Consider the following 22,477-nt stretch of genomic DNA (forward strand, 5'->3'; position numbering starts at 1 on the left):
TTTTAGCTTTTAAAATAAACACACCTTTCTACAACCTGATATCAATACCAGCGGTGAAAGTTTTCGTGGTTGGGTAGCTCATGAATCCCTTTATCTCAGGATCATACAGCTTAAATTTGGTGATATTAAAGAGGTTGGAACCTGCTAAAAATATTTTCACATCTTTAAAGCCCAGCTTGTTTAACACAGTTCCAGGAAGGTTATAGTTAATATTCAAATACTTCATCCGTAAAAATCCACCGTTGAATACATTGAGACTGGACGTCCATGTATAACTGGCTGAATGCGGATCACCCCATGGATATATCTTTGGCGTACTACCGTTGGGGTTATCTGTAGTCCAGGAATCAGCATGGTAAGCAGGTACTTTTCCGCCGCCGCCAAAGTTTCTGCCCCAGGGGTCATTGTATGAAACTTTATATCCGGTTAAGCCGGAAACGAGTGCCTCTACTGCAAAGCCCTTATACGATACCGCTACGTTCAGGCCGTAAGAAATAGGTGCATTGTCTGCTCCAAAATAATTACCTAATACCACCTTATCATAACTATCCACTTTATTATCTGGTTTTCCATTTGGTCCGCTTAAGTCAGCGAACAGCATATCACCCAGCGCCGGAGCAACGCCATTGATGGTATAACCCGCCGGTAATTTATCCAGGTCTTGTTGTGTACGTATAATACCTAACGCCTGGTAGCCGGTTCCATATGAAAGTGTTTTCCCATTTGGATTAGCATAATCCTGCGTATTGGCTGCTACATCTTTCCTGACAACTTTATTGGCAGCATAGGTAAATACTCCTTTTACATGATAGTTGAAATTGCTGCCGATATGATTATCATAGCCCAGTTCAATTTCAATACCATTGGAATTTACTTTACCATAATTCTCCGGCGGTAAAGTACCACCAAACTCAGAAGGAACAGCCAGGATCCTGGTACCTAAAATGTCATAAGAACGGCGTTTCCAGTAATCAAAGCTGAACCTGATATTCTTGTATATCGTTGCATCGATCCCTACACCGGCGGAATTTGACTTTTCCCAGGTCAGGTTATTATTGGGAAGCCCACCATAAGTTAAACCTGGTACAGAGCCGCCGTTACTACCAAGGAAGTAGGCATTACCTGAGATAATATATTGTTCCATCCATCTCCATCTGCTATTGGGATCATCTTTATCCAACACATCATTACCGGTAGTAGCATAAGATCCTCTCAGTTTTAAAAAGTCAACGGCGTGCCCCACTGCGGATGAACTAAAAAATTGTTCCTTTGAAATTACCCAACCGGCTGATACGGAAGGGAACCATCCCCAACGCTTATCCGGTGCAAAGTTGGTAGATCCATCTCTACGAACGGATGCTGTAAAAAGGTATTTGGAGTCATAATCATAGTTGATCCTTCCGATATAAGACAGCCTTCCACTTTCGCTTTCGCTACCTCCTGCAGCCCAATCTGCGTTATTTGCACTGGTATATAAGAACTGGTCTTTAGCTGCCAGCGGAAAATTATTTTTCGTTAAGCCAAACCTGTTCCAGTAACCTTCAAATTGCTCATACACCAGCAAGCCACCTATTGTGTGCTTACCAAATGTGCGGTCATAGTTCACCTGGGCGTTTAGCTGATAGTTATTAGTCCGCTCGTAGATGTTGCCTAAATATGGCGTACCCGGATCGCCGCTCATCACGGAGCCCACCAGTGTGTCGGTATAGATCAAGCCATTAGGACCTGTCTTTTTGAAATTATAGAGTGTTTGTTTTTTAGCGAATGTTTTTACAAAGCTGTTATCATAGTTCTTACTGTAAGTACCTTTAATACTCAGTCCTTTTACGCCGGGTATTTTGTATTCAGCGGTCACCAATGCATCCAGCTGTTGATTGTTGTTACGCCAGTATCCTCCATTTCTCATCATCTCAATAGGATTTCCCAACCAACCCGGGTTATTTGGTTTACCATTGATATAAGGAGAGGCAAACACATCCCAGTACAGCAGTTTACCCCAGAGATTATTCAGATCATCAGAACCATAATCATAAGTGAAGTTGAAACGGCTACGGGTACCATAGCTGGTGCTCAGGTTTAGACCGAGTGTCAGGTTTTTTACCAGGTTGGCTTCTACATTACCGCGCAGGTTGTATTTTTTATAATTTACCTGTGGCAGGAATCCATTTTCACTCACATAAGAACCACCTACATAAGCTTTTATTTTTTCACTACCTCCGGACACGCTCAGGGCATAACGCTGACTGTTAGGATTGGTATAGGCTGCCTTGTAGTAGTTGTCCCCATTGGGATTATTTTTCAATACCCAGTTGATTTCTTCATCGCTTAAGCCGCCGTTAACTGATTTACTTAAATTCAGTCCATCTTTCACCGGCATATATTTAGGCAGGGCACCTACCCGCTGTGTATTATAGGTAGCATTGAAATTGATCACTGCCAATCCACTTTTACCGGTTTTAGTGGTTACCAGGATGGCGCCATTGGAAGAACGGGAGCCATAAATAGCGGCAGAAGAAGCGTCTTTTAAAATGGTGATATCTGCTACTTCATTGGGATCCAATGCATCGAAACTTGTTTTGTCCCGTACAATTCCATCAATCACGTATAATGGCTCCACGGCACTATTGCTAAAGGAAGATGCAGAGCGCACTTTCACGTTTGATCCAATACCAGGTGTACCTGTTGGTGAGCTGATGAAAACGCCTGACATACGGCCAGCCAACGCATTCGATAAATTAGTAGTGGGAATCAATGCGATGTCTTTTGCGTTCATAGAAGACACCGCCGACGTCATTTTGGTTTTCTTCTGTGTACCATATCCTACTACTACCACGTCTGTTAAGTCTGTAGCAGCGGGATGTAATGCAACAGTGATAGGTGTGGCACCTGCCATGACAAAAGCAGGATGAAAGCCGGTCATCGTCACTTTGATACGGCTGCCGGATGGTACGGCCAATTCAAAGTGACCTGTTGCATTAGTAACGACTCCTACCCTGATATTTCCTTCCTGGCTCACTGTAGCGCCAAGCAATGGAGACCCGATAGAATCGGTAACTGTACCTTTGACGGTAATTTTTTCCTGCGCGTGCAAACGCATTCCCTGTAGGACAAAGCATAGCAATGCGATCGTCCACAGTAACGATTTAGATTGGCTCATAGTGAAAATTGTGTAAATAGCTAATTTGTGGAATTACTCATTCATTGTTCCGGTTGATAATATCCTGAATCTGCATTAAAGGTCTTACTATGTTATCCAGAATACCACCCATAATTTGACTATTACAAATACTATTTTTGCAGGTAAGGATTAACAAACAGATAGTATCTTTCTGAAATCAGCCATGGTAAAAGAACTATAGATAACTCCCCTACCATTTATCTGATCTGAAAATTAAATTGCCCGGTGCCTAGCAGTCCTTCGCCTGTTACCCCCTCAGCGATGCCAACAAACTGGCGGGCTACATCAGAACAAAAAAAATGGACGATGACTTCTCCATTTTTATCAGTGACCACTACCGGTTTCCATAACAAAGTGTTCCGCGCATCAATGCCCGGACTCGTTTCTTTATCATAATCCGGTTCGTAAAATTCCCGGCTTTGGTAATAACCTTTTGTGATGGCCGTTTTAGTGAGCCGGAGCAATTCTGCTTCTGTGTATGTTGGATAATGGTATACTACTTCTTTATGGTTATCCCTGGTTAAAAGCACCTTATAATGCCTGGTGATTGGTTGTGTAAACATGTTATACGTTTTCCCCTCCACCGGCTTTATGTCAGTACGGCAATCCGGACAATTCAGCCAACCACAAAGCCCTACATAGTCTGTATTCCCTTCATATTTTGCGATGCTGTCCAGGTATCCCAGGTACCGGTCTGCATATGCGGGCCCTTTACCGGTAATCGTGATTTCTTTTAACGTTTTCCCATAAGGGATATAAGTGGTGTCCACTTGTTTTTTCCCTGGAGCCGGGAAAGTATCAGGTAGTAAATAAGTGGTAGCATTTATGCTGCCGGCCTTTCGAATCGCGTCAAATGGATTTTCCACCCGGATACCATATATTTTTTCCTTCTCCGGAAAATATTTAATAAAAAAACGGGGACCTGTTGCCAGGTCGGTTGGTGTGAGATAAAATTTCCCGGCACTATCTACCGTTACAAACTGGCTCCTTGTTTTATCATAATTATGAAACATGAGCGACAGCGGTTTTTTATCTTTACCGCTTTTTCTTTCCGGTGTAGCCCATGCCTGCAGGGTATCTGATACTACTGGTGTCAGTTGATGGCTTTGGCTTAACGTGGCAGCGTTCCAGGTGTAGTTACGCCAGCCCTGCGTCAATAGCAGGAGCTCCAGCGCCTCCCGGCGGTTAGCATGTGTACTATCGAAATAATAAGCGGGGTTGCAGATCTTACCACGTATTTGTGTAGAAAGATAATAATAACTCAGGATGTTATTCGTTTGCTCCGCATTGCGGAACAAGTTATCGTATACACACAAACTAAATACAGCGGGTATGGGCGTGCCATTGGCATCGGTGGTTTTAATTTTTAAAGACACCTTTTCTTTGGGGTGATACTCATTTTTCACCTGGCTGATGCTGATATGGAATTGTTGTTCCAGGTGCAGGTATACCAGTCGCTCTGCTACGGGCCGTAAATGTTCATCGAAAAGCGTTAATTCTCCTATGCCCGCAGGTATTTGCTGCACAGGCATTTTCACCGTCATGCTATCGGCTACTTCACCGGCTGCGATAAACATGACGGCGCCTCTGACCTGCAAGCGGAGATAAAATTTACTTTTCTGTGGTACGTCGTGCGCCAACACTTTCACGCTCAGACTATCCTGTGTGGTTTTCAATAACCGCATACAAAGTCCGCCTGTTACCGCTGCGGGTACTGCATACACGCTATCCTGGTGATTGGCCAGCTTCACCTGGTAGGTAACATTTTTCTCCGGCGTAAACAGGAAGCTGCCCATCCCAGCATGTACTGTATTGAAATGCAGCACCGGTATATCTCCTTTCAATAATGTTCCGGTAACGTCCGCAGGCTGACCGTTGCTATTAACAGCTTTAAAAGCCACCCGGTTAGGTACGCCTGCTAACAGGTTTCCACCTTCCGGGAACAATTGAAACTGAACAGCTCCGCCGGATGTTGCTTTACTTTGCTGCAGGCGGATTTGCCTGGCCCTGATTTCTTTGGGATCATTGAACACGCTGATACGGGCCATGGCGTAATAATACGGCTGTCCTTCAAAGAAAGAATGTGCGGTATATCCTTTCAGCAGGTATTCACCATCTGTGAGCGTTTGTGGCAGGTATACATGACCATAGGACATGCCATTACCTACAGGATACATTTCTTCCCATAATACACTGTCGCTTCCTGCTTTCTGTAATTGCAGGTATAGTGTATTATCCAATGTGGATAGCGTATAATCGCCGGCGTTTAATACAAAAGCATTGAACCAAAGGTCTTCTCCTGCAATATATCTATCCTTGCTGGTTCTCAGGTACAGCGCCGTTTGAGCAGATGGCTTTACAGTATCGAGCTGGCGGGCCAGCTGATCCATTGCCTCGCGGTTCTGAGAAAAAACGTGGCTGATAAATAAACAGAACATAAGGGCCAGGCATACCGGGTATTTCATGATACTGCTGTTAGGGTACTATTTCCAGGAGTTTGAGCCGACTGCACGTTTGTTAAAATAAAAAATATACGGTAAAATCAATAGCATCTCCCTAAAATGCTTTCCGGAAAATATCAATATCCCTCCTTATTTTCGTGACATGAACTAAAAGTATGCTTTGATGATCTATGTAAGTGAGCCCATCACCACGGCACCGGCGGTATTTAAAACCAGATTGCAGGAAATGGTTTACCAAACGTTACAAAAGCTGGAAGTGCCGTTTGAACGTGTTGATACAGACGAAGCGATTACCATGGAAGATTGTATCCGGATTAACGAACAACTGGATATGAAAACGGTGAAGACCCTGTTTCTCTGTAATCGTCAGCAAACTGATTTTTACCTGTTTATTACCACAGCGGATAAGCCTTTTAAAACAAAAGACCTCAGTGCTGTATTGAATATTTCCAGGCTGTCTTTTGCGCCGGTGGAGTTGCTGGACAGCATGTTAGGCACCTCCGTAGGAGCCGCTACTATTTTTGGGGTGATGCTGGATAAAGAAAATAAGATACAGGTGGTGATCGACAAAGATATTCTTTCGGAGGAATGGTATGGCTGCAGTGATGGCACCACCACGGGCTATATGAAGGTACCTATGAACTGGATCATGCCGCATTTTCTTGATTATGCAGGGCATGCGCCGAAAGTGGTGGAAATAGCTTTTAGCAGTTAGCTTTTAGCCAATGTGGTCTTCGCCGCATTTACTAAAAGCTAAAAGCTAACTGCTAAAAGCTATTTAATATCCCGGATTAGGCACCAGGTTAGGGTTCAATGCCAGCTCTATGGCAGGAATAGGGAACACCCGACGGAAAACATCGTTGTCGGCCGGTTTAAAGCCCCACTTGCCTTCAAACTTACCAAAGCGGATCAGGTCATTTCTTCTCCAGGCTTCCCAGGCAAATTCGCGGGCGCGTTCTTCCAGCAGCATAGGCAGTGTAGTACCTACCCATGGAGTAGTGCCGGCGCGTGAACGGATTTTGTTCACCAGCACATCAGCTGTTTGCAGTTCTCCTTTTACCACGGTAGGTGTGGCACCACGAAGAATCGCTTCAGCTTTCATCATGATCACATCTGCCAAACGGAATACCGGTAAATCAGTATTCTGGAAACGGGTGGAAGTATTTACGTTTTTGTCAGGATAATACTTGATGGAACGTACGCCTTTCAATTGTCCTTTCAGGTCGTTCCCAACATCCAGTTTCGCTTCACCACCTGGTTTCAGCGTGAGGTCAGGAGAGATTTCCACCCACCAGTCGATCGGTGTATCAGGACCTGTGGATGAAGCATCCAGGGTTTTGGTAGTGGTATGTACAATGTTCTTTGTACTGTCTTTGTTATACTGTTTACCAGCCAGCCAGGTGTTGTTACGTACATCATTCGGCTGGTTGAAGTAAGCATAGAAATCGGGAATGGTGCTTAATGCCACACTAGGTCCAAATGCATCCGGCAGGTCGAAACGTGCTTTCAGGAAAGGATGGAGGCAGAAACGTGTAAAGTGGCAACCGGGAATCAGGTTGGCATCATAAGGAATAGCGAAGATCGTTTCCTTAATCTGTGGACCATTATCCGGTTTGAAGATAGAAGTGAAGTCTGCCTCCAGTGAATAGGGTGCGTTGGTGAGGATACTGTCTGCCATTGCAACAGCGTCTGCATAACGCGGTGTACCGGTATAATACTCAGAATTGAGATACATTTTTTCCAGCAGGGCAAATGCCAGCCATTTGGTGGCGCGACCATAGGTGCTTCCATCTACTTTGGTGGTCAGGTTGGGTAATGCTGACTTCAACGTATTCTCAATAAAGGCGAATACTTCTTTACGTTGTTTGGTAGCCGGTGGTGTGCTTGCCGGAAAACTATCCAGTACGGGGATATTACCGTACAGGTCCATCATAAAGAAATAGAACAGGGAGCGCATCGCTTTCAATTCCGCTACAGAAGAGGTTTTGTAGGCGCCATCTGGTAATGCTTTCACTAAGTTGAGGGCGTTATTGGAGATATTGATACCACCAAATCCCCACTGCCAGGCACTGATTACATAGGGATGGCTGCTACCCCAGGTATGCAGGTGCATAAAACGATATTTACCGCCATCGTCGTAGTTACCATCGCGGGCAGGAATGATGGCTTCATCTGTAGAAAACTCCTGCAACATCCAGTAATCCACGCCGTAGCTGAAGCCGGTACCGTTCATCCAGTAGGTAGCATCCCCGGATTTGGTGTTGGCCAGCTGGGAGTATACCGCGCCAATAGCTGCGGCATAAGAGGCGTTATTGGAAGGAAAGTTTGATGGCGTATATTTTGATTCCACATCCACATCCAGCTTGCGGCATGCTGCCAGCGCCGTTACGGCAAGCAGGAAAATGTAAAGGATTTTATTTGATCTCATATCTTGATATTTAAACAAAGAGATTGATTAGAAAATAGCATTCAGACCAAAGATGAAAGACCGGGTTTTGGGATAATAGTTCCTGGCGTCGATACCTGGTGTAAGGCCACCGAGGTCCATTTCAGGGTCTATGCCGGTGTATTTGGTGATCGTGAATACGTTATTCACGTTGCCGTATACACGTAGTTTGCTGATGTAATTACTTTTGATCCCGAAAGTATATCCCAGGGTAAGGTTATCCATACGCAGGTAGGAACCGTTTTCCAGGAACCTGTCGGAGATCATGAAAGAGTTTTTGTCGTTGTACGACTCCCCTGCTGTAAACTTCAGGATGTTCGTCACTTTAGCATCTGTAGGTGTATTCAATGCAGCTTTGGTGGCATTCAGAATTTTGTTGCCGGATACGCCACGGATAAATACGTTCAGATCAAATCCTTTCCAGGTGAAGGTATTGCTCCATCCATAAGTAATGGAAGGTTGTGCATTACCAGCGCGCATCAGGTCACCGATAGCCGGAGAGGTAGTCACCGTACCATCAGCTTTCTGATAAGTGGAAACGCCGTCTTTATCTTTACCGAGGTAATGGAACAGGGTGAAGGTACCGATAGGCTGGCCTTCCAGTACTTTCTGGCTCCAGTTACCGGATTGACCTTTACCGCCGAGGATAGCGGTAGGAATGTCTTTCAGCGTAAAGCGGCCGTTAGACAAAGAGCTGATGCTATTGGTGTTATGGGAAACGTTGGCCGATGTTTTCCAGGAGAAATTTTTGGTGTGCACCGGTTCTGCGTTCAGTACTACTTCAATTCCTTTATTGCTCACCTTTCCTACGTTGGCCAGCAAAGTAGTGGTAATGTATTGGGTAGTGGTTACCGGGTAGTTCCAGATCAGGTCGGATGTTTGTTTATCGTAGTAGTCGATGGCACCGCTCAGGCGACCATTGAAGAGGGCGAAGTCGATACCCGCATTCAGCATACCGGTACGTTCCCATTTCAGGTCCGGGTTGGCATTCTGTACGGGTGCGATGGCGTTGATCAGGTTACCATTGTCGTAGTAACGGCCGGTGGTGCTGTATTGCAGTTGTGCAGCCAGTGGATCAAACCCGAGTGAGTTACCGGAGCTACCGTAGCTCAGGCGCAATTTCAGGTCGTCGAAGATATTATTCGCTTTCATGAAAGGCTCCTGGCTGATACGCCAGCCGGCTGATACCGCGGGGAAGTAACCCCAGCGATTATTTTTACCGAATGCGGAGGAACCATCATTACGCAGGGAGGCCTGGAAATAATATTTATCTGCGTACTGGTAGTTGATCCTGCCGTAGTAAGAGATGAGACGTAATGTGGTGAGTGTGGTAGAACCGGAGTTATCAAATACCACGGTACCTGGAGGCGGGTTGCTCAAGGCCAGGTTATTCCAGGACAGTGCGTCGCTACCGAAACCTTGGGTGGTAACGCCGAAGCCGTCGCCGTTATGGTCTTCCTGCCAAGAGTAACCTGCCAGCACTTTGAAATTATGTTTACCTACTGTTTTATCGTAGTTAAAATAAGATTCGATGATATTGCGGGCGTTGGTCCAGGTGAGGCGATTGGCTTTACCATTCAAACCTTTTGCCAGTACGGAGAGGCTGTTGTAATATACATTCCTGGTTACCTGTTCCCGTTGAGTGGAAAGGCTGAGTGTATAAGTGAGTCCAGGCAGGATCTTCACTTCTGCCAGTCCGTTGGCGAGGAACTTGTTGATTTTAGTCTGGTCCCTGTTGTTGTCAATCAGCGACACCGGGTTATTACTACCACGGATGTTGCCGGCATAGTCTTCTGTATAGGTGCCATCAGCACGTTTTGGCAGTACGGTTGGGAGGTAGTTGAGCATATTACCGAATACCGCATCTGGCACGTTATTCTGGGTAGTAGCGGTATTGAAGATATTCAGACCGAGGCGCAGGCGATCATCAAACGCACGCTGATCGATGTTGGCGCGTACACCTAATCTTTTCAGGGAAGAAGTTTTGATGATACCGGGATTGTCCAGGTAGTTCACGCTGAAGCCATAGGTAGTACTTTTGGCGCCGCCCATCACCGCCAGGTTATGGCTGTGGGAAACGGCGTCCTGCTGTACTTCTTTTTGCCAGTCGGTGTTTACGGGAGTAGTAGTACCCGGATATACATCGTTGTTGGCGGCGGCCAATACCTGACCGTTATCTGCGAGGTACTTACGTAACTCATCGCCGGTAAGTACTTCCAGGCGTTTCGATACTTTTTCCAGTCCTACGTAAGCATTATACGCAATACGCAGTTGATCAGCCTTAGGGCGGCGGGTGGTAACCATGATTACACCGTTAGCCGCTCTGGCTCCATAGATGGCGGTAGAAGCACCATCTTTGAGTACATCGATAGTGGCGATATCATCCGGGGCTACCATGTCGATAGGAGCACCGGGCACACCATCGATTACATAGAATGGCTCCTGGGCGCCACTACGCAAGGTAGAAGGACCTCTTAATATAACTGTTGGGTTTTGATTCGGGTTACCACTTTTGGTGATGGTCAAGCCGGGTACCTTACCCTGTAGCAGCATAGATGGGGAAGCGATAACACCTTGTGTGAACTCACCGGAGTTAACAGAGCTGATAGCGCCGATGACGTTCTTTTTGCTGGTTTTACCATACCCGGTGATAACTACGTCGTTGAGCTGTTTCAACTGCTGCACCAGTGATATATTGAGTGTGTGGGAGCCGTTTACGGAAACATCTTTGCTTTCGTAGCCCACAAAAGCGATGTGCAATGTGCTGTTACTACCGGCAACGTCTAAACGATACTTACCTTCTGCATCTGTTACTACACCGCTACGGGTGCCGGCTTCAGAGATGCTCACACCGGGAAGTGGTTGATTTTTGTCGTCGGTGATCTTACCCTGGATCCTGAATTTATCCTGCGCCTGTACTGGCTGCAAAGCCAGACAAAGGCAGGCAATCCAGCACAGGAAAGCTGGCAGCAGTTTTACAGGAAACCGCAGTGAAAACCTACATTGATAGATTTTGTTCATAAAGCAATCTTTAAGTGGCTTGTTTGTTTTAAATGTTAATGGCTGCTGTTCTTGAATGGAAGATGCATTAGCTTAAAATCCGCCAGGCGTAAAGCATTCAGTGCAATTGGTAATACATTCATGTTTAATCGATAAGGAGTATTTACGCCATAAAACTAAATATGATGCTGTTGAATTAATAGCAGATCGTGTTATCAGATTATTATCTTAATGTCATCTGGTTGAATTGGCTTGCCTGTAGTGCCTTTCAGACAAACCTATGCCGCAATGCGGACGTTCCTGTACTCACTGACGATATCGCACAACTGATTCCGGGGACTGGAATGATTTGCTACATCCCGCCACAGCAATAGATTTCATCGCAATAAATGGCTATTGAATTTTATTTCGCATAAAAAATCACGTACAACTTCTGGTTGTTTTTTTCCTGAAATGGGTATTCCAAATGCACGATGCCGGATATAGAAATTGGTTGACCAATACCGCAAAAAGATGTTAATTCCTCATAACGCAAAATGTGATTTCTTTTTGGAGAAAGGTACGTGGAACCAACTACGACCAAATTAGTATTTCACTTGGAAGAAAGAAAAAAAATTTTTGTTCTCCGATCGGGTAAAAAGGAGGAAACATCATGCCGTTGAGCCATGCAGGCTCACGAAATCGGTTTCGTAATATGCCGCTATGCCGGGGATGAATGGGTGTTTTGCGCGGATGTTTTCTATGTGAAAAAATACTTGTGCCAACATGAATTTAAAAGGGAGGGGATGGTGCGTGGAGTTATTTATTTCATCTTTCTACATCTATCTAAATCTCCTAATTTCACCCTGATTTATTCAACCAGCACCTTTGATACCGCCTCACAAAATAACTACGCTACCTTCTTTTCTGAGCGGGGTAACATCTTCCGAAAACTTACTACACTAAACTTTACTTCATTCATTTTGTTAAACTGCTATATGCAGCTCTACATATGCGAAACAACGCCGTAACAAATACTTCCTGGCCGGTGCTTTCCTATAACGATTGGAAAGATACCCTTGCCACCGTACATCTCTGGACACAGATCGTTGGAAAAATCCGTTTGCGGAAAATGCCGTGGCTGAATCACTCGTGGCACGTAACACTGTACGTAACCCCTGATGGCCTGAGCACAGGAAGTGTACCGTATCAGGACGGTATTTTCCAGATAGATTTCAACTTCATGCAGCATCAGCTGATCATTATTACCAGTATGGGTAGGCGGGAGACGTTAGCGCTGCAGCCCAGAACAGTCGCCAGTTTCTACCAGGAACTTTTTGAAAAGCTCGATGTATTAGGCATTGATGTCAGCATCAATGGCATGCCGAGCGAGATCCCCAATGCCATTCCTTTTGAAGAAGATACGATACACCAGTCTTACGATGCCCGCCAGATGGAAGACTGCTGGCAGGCACTTGTGAAAATACATAATGTATTCACGCGCTTCAGAACCCGTTTCACCGGGAAATGCAGCCCGGTACATTTTTTCTGGGGCGCCTTCGACCTGGCAGTTACCCGGTTTTCTGGCAGAGATGCTCCCCTGCATCCCGGCCAGGCACCTAATATGCCGGCAGCTGTAATGCAGGAAGCCTATTCCAAAGAAGTAAGCTCCTGTGGCTTCTGGCCCGGCAATGAGCAATACCCGCATGCAGCATTTTATGCCTACTGCTACCCTGCTCCTGCTGCTTTTGCGGAGCAACCGGTGAAACCTGCTGCTGCTTTTTACAGCACTGAAATGGGAGAATTTTTACTCCATTACGCCGACGTACAAACGGCCGATGATCCGGAAGCAACACTGCTGGACTTCCTGCAGTCGACCTATGAGGCCGCTGCCAATACCGGCCAATGGGACCGTGCAGCCCTGGAATGCGACCTATCTCACCTGGAAAATGCGTTTGGTTGCTTTAAGGAAGAAACGTGATACTAACGGTACCGTACCTACGTATTTATTTCTTTAATAATTTATTGTTGACGATTTTTTCCAGCACCTCTTCCTTCTGGTATTTACTGATAGGTACTTCATAGGTGCCCATGTGCAGAATATTACCTTCGATGGCACTGATATGTTGCATGTTGACCAGGTAGGATTTATGCGGCTGGAAGAATTGTCGCGATGGCAGCTTTTCCTGTACCGACTTCAGCGTGGCATGCGTCACTATTTTTTTATCTGCTGTATAAAAAGCCACATAATTCCCCAGTGCTTCTGCGAACAGGATATCGTTGAACAACAGTTTCTCGAGTTTGGTATCTGACTTAATAAAAATATATGATTGATCTCCGGGCTGCTGTACGCTAAAATAATCATATGCTTTATTAGCCGCTTTCAGAAACCGCTCAAACGAAACAGGTTTTACCAGGTAATCCAGTACATCCAGCTCAAACCCTTGTATGGCATATTGTTCATAGGCTGTCGTAAAAATTACTTTAGGCGGATGAGGAAGGCTTTTCAGGAATTCGATCCCTGTCATATAAGGCATTTCAATATCCAAAAACAGGAGATCTATTGCCGGTTGTTGTTTCAATACCCCATTCAGCTCAATGGCATTTTCGCAGGTAGTGACAACCTCCAGGAAGCCTGTTTTGGCGGCATAGCCCTGTAACCCTTTAGCAGCAATGGGTTCATCGTCTGTAATGATACATTTTATATGAAAGCGCTCCATCAGTTCAATATTAATTTTAATTCGGCTAAAAAAGTATCACGGGTAGTTTGTATGGTCAGGGTATGTGCGCCGGGATAAAGTAATTCTAATCTTCTTTTCAGGTTATCCAGGCCAATGCCTCCTTTGCGGGCAATACCGGCGTGCTCCGGCAATGCATTTTCAACTACAAAACATATTTCAGTGGCTTGTTTGGTCATCTGCATACGGAGATGAAAATTGCCTCCTACATATTTAAACGCATTTTCCACCAGCGGCAAAAAGAGCAAAGGATACACCTGTTCATTTCCCAGCTGCTCATCGAAATGTACGCTCAACTGCAGCTTTGTGGAAGATCGTATTCGTTGTAAGTCGATGAAGTTTTGCAGATATTGTATCTCCTGGCGGATGCTCACCGTTTGCTGCTGATCGTACAACTGGTACCGCAGCAGTTCTGAAAAGCGCTCCACGGTTTTCTTGGCGGCCGCTACATCTTCATCCATCTGAAAATAAATAGTATTCAGGGCATTAAACAGGAAATGCGGATGATATTGGGCCCTTAAAAATTTCAGTTCCGTTTGCAGTTGATCATTGGCTATTTTCTCCAACTGCAACTGGTTTTGTACATATGCCTGCAGGAAAATATTACTCCGCCGCACACCGTAATAAATCAACGAATACAGCAAGGGGATCACGTTGATATCCACTACATCTTCCCATTGCAGCCCGTTGTCTGTTAAGGCGGCCATGGGAAGTAACGTTGCATTTTGTACCACCAGGTTCAGGAGGCAAACATATCCCAGCTCATTCACTATGCTGCGATAGGACAACCCGGCGGTTCTGTTCTCATCAAAGAAGCGAAACAGCCGGTTGAGCATCCATATAAAGATGTAGCCCATCACAATGCTGCATAGCACTTCAATGGTATTGAGCAACAAAGGCCGGTGCCAGAAGCGCGTCCCTGAGCTGCTGTCTGCCAGCAGACGGATGGTATAATATACCAGCAGTCCATACAGCGCGGGGAACAGGTACTTCCAGAATGTTCGCTTCATCATGATTGAAAGTTACAACTAATTATACGGTTATGGCTTCAGCAGGTAATGACAGGGGAATGGCTTCTTCGCGGGCCTTCTTTTCCCGCGGCTGCCGGGGCTTCATGCCAAACAGGAACCGCATCACGCCGAAGGGCCGGATAAACAGGTGGAAAATCAGCATACTCAGTGCGAAGGTAACAATCACCGTGAAGGCGTACTTCAACGCCACTTCATCAGGGGTTTGCGTGATGTAAAAGGTGAGTATCACAATAATGGTTTGATGCAGTATATAAAAAGGATAGGCGGCTTCATTGAGATAGAGTAATGCGGTGCTTTTCCGGTTGAGATACTTCTTACCGTATCCAATAATCGCGAATACCCACATCCACGCAGCAATCGCCGATATAGCAAAAAATATATAGGTGGCCGGTGCATGCCTGTAATCATCGAATAGCATCCAGGGTTCCCGCTTATTCCAGCGTAGATAATTGATCACGATCGTTAACGTAAAGGCAATTGTCAGCGAAAAGCGGCGGTTACGCTCCAGGCTATCCATCCAGCTGGGATTGGCAATACAGAAAAAGCCGGCAAGTACAAAAAACAGCCAGTAGAGCAGGAAAGCGTAGTCGTTGACCAACATATTGGTTTCAGGGAACTGCAATATCATAAAAGTATATACCAGTACGCCGGGGATCATCAGCAAATAAATATATCTACCATGGCCTATCCAGTTGGCCTTCTGAAGCAAGGCCTTTCCTTTTGGGGAGGTAAACCAGGCAAATACAGGGGCAAATACAATATCGTATATCAGCAGGTAACAGATGAACCAGAGGTGATGCCAGCTGATATTGCCCCGGGGATAAGTACCGGAAGTAAACATATGTTTGTAGAAATCCCAGTAATTGCCTGAAAAACCCTGTGTGAGGCGCTCCATATATATCTGCGGTGGTACAATGACCAACATCCCCATCAGCAATGGTACAAACAAGCGACGGAACCGGAGGCCAATAAAACCGCCGCCTGATCTGCGCTGCAGCATATAATAACTGACGGTACCGGAAATAAAGAAAAGCAGGGGCATCCGGAAGCGGTGGGTAAAATCATTGAACTCCAGCAACATATTACTGGTCTCTTTATTCTTGAGATGCCAGCCCCATTCGGCCACATAGGGCATAGCAGCATGGAAAAATAATACACAAAGGATGGCTAATACCCTTAGCCAATCTAAATAAGCCTGCCTGTCGGGCGATTGTGGTTGCATAAAGGAGATTTTATACAAACTTATTAGTGGCAGGCGGGGTGTTAAAAGATATTTGACGTTTGGGCAGATTCCGGTGATGAAAGGACAAAAAAAAATAAAATCAGCCACCACAGGGCTTCTCCCATAAAAATACCCGTTTTTCAAAAAAATTTTCCGGTAGGATGTCCAATTTGATTTAAGTCAGTCATTATTCCTGTATAAACGCAAACATTCAACAATAAATAAACGTATCATGGAACCAAGAATTAATTATTTTCAGAAAGGACAGGGCGCATTCAAAGCATTAAACGGTATAGGTGCTTATCTCTCTAAATCTATTATAGAACAGCCGTTATTACACCTGATTTATTTCCGGGTATCTCAAATCAATGGTTGTGCTTTTTGCCTGGACATGCATTCCAAAGACCTGCGGGCGATCGGGGAAACAGAACAGCGTCTTTATATGTTAAGTGGCTGGAGAGACTCTCCTGTTTATACTGCCCGTGAGCGCGCTGCTTTTACCTGGGTAGAAGCCGTTACCAGCGCACATGTTCCGGAAGCAGTATATACTGCCAGCAGGGAAGTTTTCTCAGAAGAAGAACTGGTAGACCTGACGATGGCAGCGATTGCGATCAACAGCTACAATCGCCTGAATGCCGCCTTCCTCCCAACAGCAGGCGGTTACCAGCCAGGGATGTTTAATCAACAAGCAAAATAAATTCGTACATTCACTCACTTTTTAAATAAATAATGTCATGAAAGAATTCATGTTAATATTTCGCCAACCGAGCTACGACTATTCACAGGCTACACCAGAAGAAATGCAGGCACTCGCCAAGAAATGGGGCGACTGGGCAGGTGGTATTGCCGCACAGGGGAAATTATCGGCACCCGGTCGCAGGCTGGATTTTAACGGTAAAGTGCTGAAAGCAGGTGGTGTTATTACCGACGGTCCTTTCGTTGAAATCCGTGAGCGCCTCGGTAGCTTCCTCATCGTGAAAGCGGATTCACTGGACGAAGCAACCACCCTGGCACATGGTTGCCCGGCGCTGGATGCCAATGGCAGCGTGGAAATCAGGCCTATTATGGGGTAGCAGAAAGCATAAAGCAGAAGGCAAAAAGCTATTGTGGAGATTGATCTAAGCGAATATTTATCTATCAATATTACTCAAAATCCACTCCCTTGCGGGAGTGGGTTTTGCTATCGATATGGAAAACCAACAAACTTCTCTAAAGCATTTATTTCAGCAGGAATTTTCCAAAATGGTGGCAGTAATCAGCCGTCGCTATGGACTGCAGCATATTGAAATAGCGGAAGATATTGTCAGCGAAACTTTTTTGCAGGCCACAGAAACCTGGGAACAGAAAGGAATGCCGCCCAATCCTACCGCATGGCTTTACACTGTAGCCAAACAAAAAACGCTGTATCATTTCCGGAGAAATGAAATTTATGAGAAGAAAGTGATGCCGGCCATCGCCGCCAAAGAAGTAACCACGGTTGAAAATGATGACTTCAGCTTTTCTGCACAGCAAATAAAAGATAGCCAGCTGCAAATGCTTTTCGCTATCTGTGATCCTTCCATTGCCAGCGAAGCGCAGATAGGACTGGCATTGCGCATCCTTTGCGGTTTCGGCATCGATGAAATTGCAGAAGCATTTTTGTCTAACAAAGAAACAATCAATAAAAGATTATTCAGGGCCAAAGAAAAACTGCGCACGGAGAATATCCGGATGGAATTACCACCCGAACGCGAAATCGTTAACCGACTCGACAATGTATTGCACATCATTTACCTGCTTTTCAGCGAAGGATACTACTCTCAAACACAGAACCAGATCTTACAGAAAGATCTTTGCGTAGAGGCGCTGCGACTCGGTTTGATGCTCACCGATTATAACAGTACCAATCTCCCTAAAACCAACGCACTCATTGCCCTGATGTGTTTCCATGCCTCCCGGTTTGATGCCCGGCAACAGCAGGATGATACCGTTGTACTATATGAAGAACAAAATGAAGCTTTGTGGGATCAGGCATTGATCAACCAGGGGCAACATTTCCTGGCACTTTCTGCACAGGGAGATGAAGTGAGTTCTTATCACCTGGAAGCCCGGATTGCTTACTGGCATTGCATTAAGGAAGATACCCCTGAAAAATGGGAACATATTCTTCAGTTATATAACGAACTGCTGATGATCAACTATTCGCCCAGTGTAGCGCTCAACAGGACCTTTGCGCTTTATAAAGCCAACGGGGCCAAGGTAGCGCTGGTAGAAGCGGAGAAATTAAAACTGGAGAATAACCACTTTTATTTTTTACTCTTAGGGGAGCTGTATAAAGATATTGATACCCAAAAAGCGTCGATGAATTGGCAAAAAGCGTATGATTTGGCAAAAACGCCCACAGAAAAACAAGGTATCAGGGAGAAGATGAATAGCCTCGAAAAATAATTACATACAGATGGAGACCAATATAAAATTTATCGGCAAAGTAGATTCTATACTAACCTCGCTGGAAGAATGTCCGTTGCAGGAGAGCGAAAATGCACCAGCTGCCATGATCACCATTTTTCCTGAATTTATCACCGGTATCCAACACATTACAGAGGGCACAGATCTGCTTTTATTTACCTGGCTACACAAGGCCAATCGGACGGTATTGGCGTGCCAGCCGAGGAATAATCCGTCCGCTCCGCTTACGGGCGTATTCGCCACCAGATCGCCTGACCGGCCTAATCCTATTGGCATACATGAAGTGAAAGTATTGGCCGTTTCTCCTGATGGTGTGATTGCAGTATCCGGCCTCGAAGCATTGGATCAAACACCTGTGATTGATATTAAACCAGTTATCCGAAGGTAGTATGAAATATCCGGTCGTTGCTGGAAAGCAACAACCGGAGTAGCTAAGTCTTATAACTCCAATCCATGTACTAATGTCATAGTACAATTATCGGTACTTCCCCATCGTATCGCCTTTAACGGTTGATACGCAGGATCATTGTAACACTGCAATGCCGCTGCTTCCGACGGAAATTGAATAATGGCATTCATTCTTTTCATTCCTCCTTCTACGGGGATGGCTTCCAAGTCGGCAGCCAATACCACGGCGCCATATTGTTTGAGTAAGAGAATAACTGGTGGAGCATACTGACTATAAGCCTCCATATCTGTAATGTCGTAGCTGTTGACGTAATATACTGGCATAAATTATTTTTTAGTAGATGTATTCCGGTGGTGTGATTCCATTGCTGCGCAGGTATACCGTAGCCTGTCCGCGGTGATGGGTTACGTGATCAATAGTGGCGTAGAAGCCTGCTATCACGGGTTCAGACAAGGTAATACCGTCGATACTTTTTTGCAGCGCATCAAAGGCTTGCTCTACATATGCTATGGTGGCCTTTTTACCAGTAGTGGGTGCAGGTGGATTCCAGTCGGCCGATTGTTGCCGGATATAATTCTCCTCCCACCAGCCAATACCATAGCCAATATGGTGTAATAACTCACCGAATGTCCATACTTCCGGAACAGGTTTAAAGTCAAATTTTTCTGCCGGCATTGCTGCGGCTACGCGAAGCGTATAGTCTTTCGCATTGTTCAGGGTGGCTAATAATTGTGCTTTCATCTGATTTGTTTTGATGAGCCAAAATTAACGTGCCTCCTCTCCTTGTATTTAAGGAATATTGCTGTTTTTAGGAACGCATGGCAGAAGGCGATTTTCCGAACTGCTTTTTGTACGCTGCAGAAAAATGTTCAAGACTATTAAAGCCGGTAGCGAAAGCAATATCGGTCACCGGTAGCCGGGTATCGGAAAGTTGCAGTTGGGCTTCTTTAAGTCGCACCTGAAGCATATAGTTATACGGAGATGCCGCTGTGACCTGTTTAAACAAGCGGTTGAAATGAAAGGGACTCATATGACCGATAGCTGCCAATTGTGATAAGCTGATATCATCCGCATAATGATCATTGATAAACGCCTTTACGCCTTCGATCACCGGCAGGTAGTTGCGTTTTTGTTTATCATTCAGTACGGGCAAGGGCTGAAGTGGGCTACCGGCACTCAATATCGACAGAAAGAGCGAGGTCATTAATTGCTCCGCATTTAACTGGCTATAACGGGGTTGTTGTAATAGCGTAAAGATACGCTGATGCAGCAGTTCCATTTCCGGCGTAGCCTTTACGAGAATAGACTGCAGATCGGGGTTATCAAAAAACCAGGAAAACGTTTGGGCATAAGGCATCAGGCTGGCAACACTTTCAGCTGCAAAAGAAAAAATGGTACATTGATCCGGGATATCATGTACATGCGCAACCTGGTGTTCGTAACCGGGTTTACAAAGCAGGAATAAGCCACTGTAAGCATCTAAATCATTTCGGAACACCTTAAAGCGGAAGTTGCCTTTGCGGATGTAAGCCATAGAAAAAGTAGCCTGGTATTCTTTTGCAGAAACCTTGCATTCCCGGCACTGACATAAAAAATTATGTACGGTGCAGATAGGTGACTGATAGAGGGTTTGGATATCCGCCTGCATAATGTAAAGGTAGTATTTGTAGTTAAATAAAGACCAAATTTAGCAGGGGGTGATGACAACCTTATGTCAGGAGGGATACTTCATTAACTGATTTTTTTCTGCTACATCGCCGGTAACTTACTCATGTCTATCTTCTCTTTTCCAAAACCTAACGTTACCCCGAACATGGCCAGTATACGTGATTTATCAAGCCCAAAGTCGTTGCCAAATGCGCCGTTGATGTACAGGTCTTTCGCCACACGGTAATTCACAAAGCCTACTACGCGCTGGGATTTCAGGTGATCGCCTACCGTATAATTACGGTAAATAGCTTCCATGCCGAGACTTATGGGATCGAATTCGAAAGATAAACGGCCACCTACATCCACACTGTTTGCGGACGTAATGCTGCCATTGGCCAGGGCATAGGCATCATACATATACCGGGTATAGGCAGCGATGCTGAAATAATTGGTATTGACAGCCCCTGCACGATGACTGTTCAGCGGTGTATTGAGCGCCACGGTACTCCAGATACCCGCCCTGCCGGCTTTCCAGGTAGTATCGCCAATGCCATAGGTAGCATAGGCTCCGGCTACTTCCCATTGAAAAAGTGGCTTTTCAGTAAGTTGATTTTTTACCCGGCTCATTAGCCCGGATAAAGTTTCATTTTTCCGGGCGGTGTATTCTCTGAAGATGCGGGCAATAGTGGCGGTATCTTCCTGTTGTACGGCGCGGTTATAAGCCGGGTCTGCGTTAACGGCGTTCAGGATATCGGCTTGCTGTTGCTGCGTGAGGGTATCAACCGTTTCCTGGAGGCGGGCAGCGTAGCCACGGCGGTAAGCACGGAGCACGGTACTACGGAAACCTATCGAGAACACTTTCTGTGATGTGCTGATAGTATCCGGAATCATATCTTTTTTGATGAAAGCCACTGACACAGACGAAAACTTGAGCGCAGAAAACGGCTGCGTTTTCCATACTTCTTTTGTGGTACCTGTTTGCTGACGGGTGATCCCGATAAAGCGGAAAACATCCCGGTTCTTTGGGAGTGCCCACCAGTAGGGCGTAAACTGCGCAGCATAATTCTGTGGCCAGCCATCGCCATTGAAATTTTGCAGTACACTTATTCCAAAAGCTTTAGGGGTAGCGGGTGATTCTATCAACGTTGGAGAGATATCCACCAGCTTGAAGGCGCTGGAGGCAGGCACACTTAATTTTTCGGCGGGTACTTCCTGTGCCAGTAAGTGCTGGCTGATCAGCAATAGTAACAGGAGGGACAACAAACGGGTCAATGATTGCATGGTTAGTCCAGTTTTACGGTAGTCAATAAATAAATGGTGGTAAAATCGCCGCTGGCATTGATCACCTGGTCCGGGGCGGTGACCTCCTTGTGGCCATCTGCACCGTTGTCGAACACATAGCGGGCGCCTATCTTCCCAAATTCTATTTTTCGGGTGGCCAGGTCTTCCCAGAATAATTCGATTTTGGTGACTACATGAACGCTCTTTCCCTGTAATGCAGATGCCTGTCCCAATGCCAGGGGACGGATATCGCCGGTAGCATCGGATACGCCGGCAGGCACCGGGAATTTGGTACCATCAGGAAGTAACATAAATACCCTGGTCCATGCAAATCCATTTGTGGTAATATCAACCATCAGCTTAATCTGCTGATCGCCATTTCCGGCTACATAGTGAGTCATAGGATTGTTGATTAAAGCATGATTTAAATTCCGGTAAGACATACGCCCGGTGGCATTTCGCATAGGTTAATATGTGCCGGGAGTATAGGTTAATGCTGATGCAAAATAACAAAGGAAACTCAAATAAAAAAGGGGACAAAGCAGAAAGTAAAAAGCTATTGTAGCGATTAAACGTTGTGCGTATAAGTCCGCAATGTTCAATCGCTACAATAGCTTTTTGCGCTCACTTCCA

18 protein-coding genes are annotated in these 22,477 nt (G+C 45.5%); 6 read left to right on the forward strand and 12 right to left on the reverse strand.

All coding sequences use genetic code 11. The annotated features are described in order from the left end of the window. Positions 1 to 28: 28 nt before the first annotated feature. Together J7623_RS25735 and J7623_RS25740 are read right to left on the reverse strand one after the other, a co-directional pair. Positions 29 to 3,157, reverse strand: a complete 3,129-nt coding sequence (locus J7623_RS25735) for a TonB-dependent receptor (protein ID WP_291926154.1) — start codon at positions 3,155 to 3,157, stop codon at positions 29 to 31. Positions 3,158 to 3,375: 218 nt separating this feature from the next. After that, positions 3,376 to 5,643 carry a hypothetical protein gene (locus J7623_RS25740; RefSeq protein WP_291926157.1) on the reverse strand — a complete coding sequence of 756 codons (2,268 nt, stop codon included), beginning with the start codon at positions 5,641 to 5,643 and terminating at the stop codon, positions 3,376 to 3,378. Positions 5,644 to 5,803: 160 nt separating this feature from the next. Between J7623_RS25740 and J7623_RS25745 the strand changes: the two genes are divergently transcribed. Continuing rightward, entirely contained in the window at positions 5,804 to 6,355 is a 552-nt protein-coding gene (locus J7623_RS25745; RefSeq protein ID WP_291926160.1) for a YbaK/EbsC family protein, read from the forward strand. 63 nt (positions 6,356 to 6,418) lie between these two features. Here J7623_RS25745 and J7623_RS25750 read toward each other — a convergent pair whose 3' ends face one another. Both J7623_RS25750 and J7623_RS25755 read right to left on the reverse strand, forming a co-directional pair. Next, a complete protein-coding gene (locus J7623_RS25750) occupies positions 6,419 to 8,068 on the reverse strand; it encodes a RagB/SusD family nutrient uptake outer membrane protein (RefSeq protein ID WP_291926163.1) in 1,650 nt (549 codons plus the stop codon). Positions 8,069 to 8,095: 27 nt separating this feature from the next. Then, complete coding sequence (locus J7623_RS25755) at positions 8,096 to 11,107, reverse strand: TonB-dependent receptor (protein ID WP_291926167.1); 3,012 nt, start codon at positions 11,105 to 11,107, stop codon at positions 8,096 to 8,098. Between the two features lie 970 nt (positions 11,108 to 12,077). Here J7623_RS25755 and J7623_RS25760 point away from each other — a divergent pair. Further along, positions 12,078 to 13,046: a DUF5996 family protein gene (locus J7623_RS25760; protein WP_291926168.1), complete on the forward strand. Its 969-nt coding sequence runs from the start codon at positions 12,078 to 12,080 to the stop codon at positions 13,044 to 13,046. Between the two features lie 25 nt (positions 13,047 to 13,071). Here the strand turns inward: J7623_RS25760 and J7623_RS25765 are convergent, their stop codons facing one another. From J7623_RS25765 to J7623_RS25775, 3 genes are read right to left on the reverse strand one after another with little or no spacing between them, the layout of a single operon-like run. Further along, positions 13,072 to 13,785 (reverse strand): LytTR family DNA-binding domain-containing protein, encoded by a 714-nt coding sequence (locus J7623_RS25765; protein ID WP_291926171.1) that lies wholly within the window; start codon positions 13,783 to 13,785, stop codon positions 13,072 to 13,074. Further along, complete coding sequence (locus tag J7623_RS25770; RefSeq protein ID WP_291926173.1) at positions 13,785 to 14,816, reverse strand: sensor histidine kinase; 1,032 nt, start codon at positions 14,814 to 14,816, stop codon at positions 13,785 to 13,787. Before J7623_RS25770 ends, J7623_RS25765 begins: the two co-directional genes overlap by 1 nt. Positions 14,817 to 14,835: 19 nt before the next feature. Next, on the reverse strand, positions 14,836 to 16,056 hold the full coding sequence (locus J7623_RS25775) for an acyltransferase family protein (RefSeq protein WP_291926175.1): 1,221 nt from the start codon (positions 16,054 to 16,056) through the stop codon (positions 14,836 to 14,838). Between the two features lie 232 nt (positions 16,057 to 16,288). On the opposite strand from J7623_RS25775, the gene J7623_RS25780 reads away from it, so the two are divergent. From J7623_RS25780 to tsaA, 4 genes are all read left to right on the forward strand, one after another. Next, a complete protein-coding gene (locus tag J7623_RS25780) occupies positions 16,289 to 16,753 on the forward strand; it encodes a carboxymuconolactone decarboxylase family protein (protein ID WP_291926178.1) in 465 nt (154 codons plus the stop codon). A 37-nt stretch (positions 16,754 to 16,790) separates the two neighbouring features. After that, positions 16,791 to 17,129 carry a YciI family protein gene (locus J7623_RS25785; protein ID WP_291926181.1) on the forward strand — a complete coding sequence of 113 codons (339 nt, stop codon included), beginning with the start codon at positions 16,791 to 16,793 and terminating at the stop codon, positions 17,127 to 17,129. Between the two features lie 115 nt (positions 17,130 to 17,244). Then, complete coding sequence (locus J7623_RS25790) at positions 17,245 to 18,483, forward strand: DUF6596 domain-containing protein (protein ID WP_291926184.1); 1,239 nt, start codon at positions 17,245 to 17,247, stop codon at positions 18,481 to 18,483. Between the two features lie 10 nt (positions 18,484 to 18,493). After that, complete coding sequence (gene tsaA, locus J7623_RS25795; RefSeq protein ID WP_291926187.1) at positions 18,494 to 18,892, forward strand: tRNA (N6-threonylcarbamoyladenosine(37)-N6)-methyltransferase TrmO; 399 nt, start codon at positions 18,494 to 18,496, stop codon at positions 18,890 to 18,892. Positions 18,893 to 18,942: 50 nt separating this feature from the next. On the opposite strand, the gene J7623_RS25800 is transcribed toward tsaA, so the two are convergent. The 5 genes from J7623_RS25800 to J7623_RS25820 all read right to left on the reverse strand — a co-directional run bounded on the left by J7623_RS25800 (position 18,943) and on the right by J7623_RS25820 (position 22,245). Further along, positions 18,943 to 19,236 (reverse strand): DUF1330 domain-containing protein, encoded by a 294-nt coding sequence (locus J7623_RS25800; RefSeq protein ID WP_291926191.1) that lies wholly within the window; start codon positions 19,234 to 19,236, stop codon positions 18,943 to 18,945. Positions 19,237 to 19,246: 10 nt separating this feature from the next. Next, positions 19,247 to 19,654 carry a DinB family protein gene (locus J7623_RS25805; protein ID WP_291926194.1) on the reverse strand — a complete coding sequence of 136 codons (408 nt, stop codon included), beginning with the start codon at positions 19,652 to 19,654 and terminating at the stop codon, positions 19,247 to 19,249. Between the two features lie 67 nt (positions 19,655 to 19,721). Continuing rightward, on the reverse strand, positions 19,722 to 20,561 hold the full coding sequence (locus J7623_RS25810) for an AraC family transcriptional regulator (RefSeq protein WP_291926197.1): 840 nt from the start codon (positions 20,559 to 20,561) through the stop codon (positions 19,722 to 19,724). A 101-nt stretch (positions 20,562 to 20,662) separates the two neighbouring features. Beyond that, complete coding sequence (locus J7623_RS25815) at positions 20,663 to 21,844, reverse strand: hypothetical protein (RefSeq protein WP_291926200.1); 1,182 nt, start codon at positions 21,842 to 21,844, stop codon at positions 20,663 to 20,665. A gap of 2 nt (positions 21,845 to 21,846) precedes the next feature. Further along, positions 21,847 to 22,245, reverse strand: coding sequence for a hypothetical protein (locus J7623_RS25820; protein ID WP_291926204.1), 399 nt, complete (start codon positions 22,243 to 22,245; stop codon positions 21,847 to 21,849). Between the last annotated feature and the right edge of the window lie 232 nt (positions 22,246 to 22,477).

Source organism: Chitinophaga sp., assembly GCF_017745275.1.
Lineage (GTDB): Bacteria > Bacteroidota > Bacteroidia > Chitinophagales > Chitinophagaceae > Chitinophaga.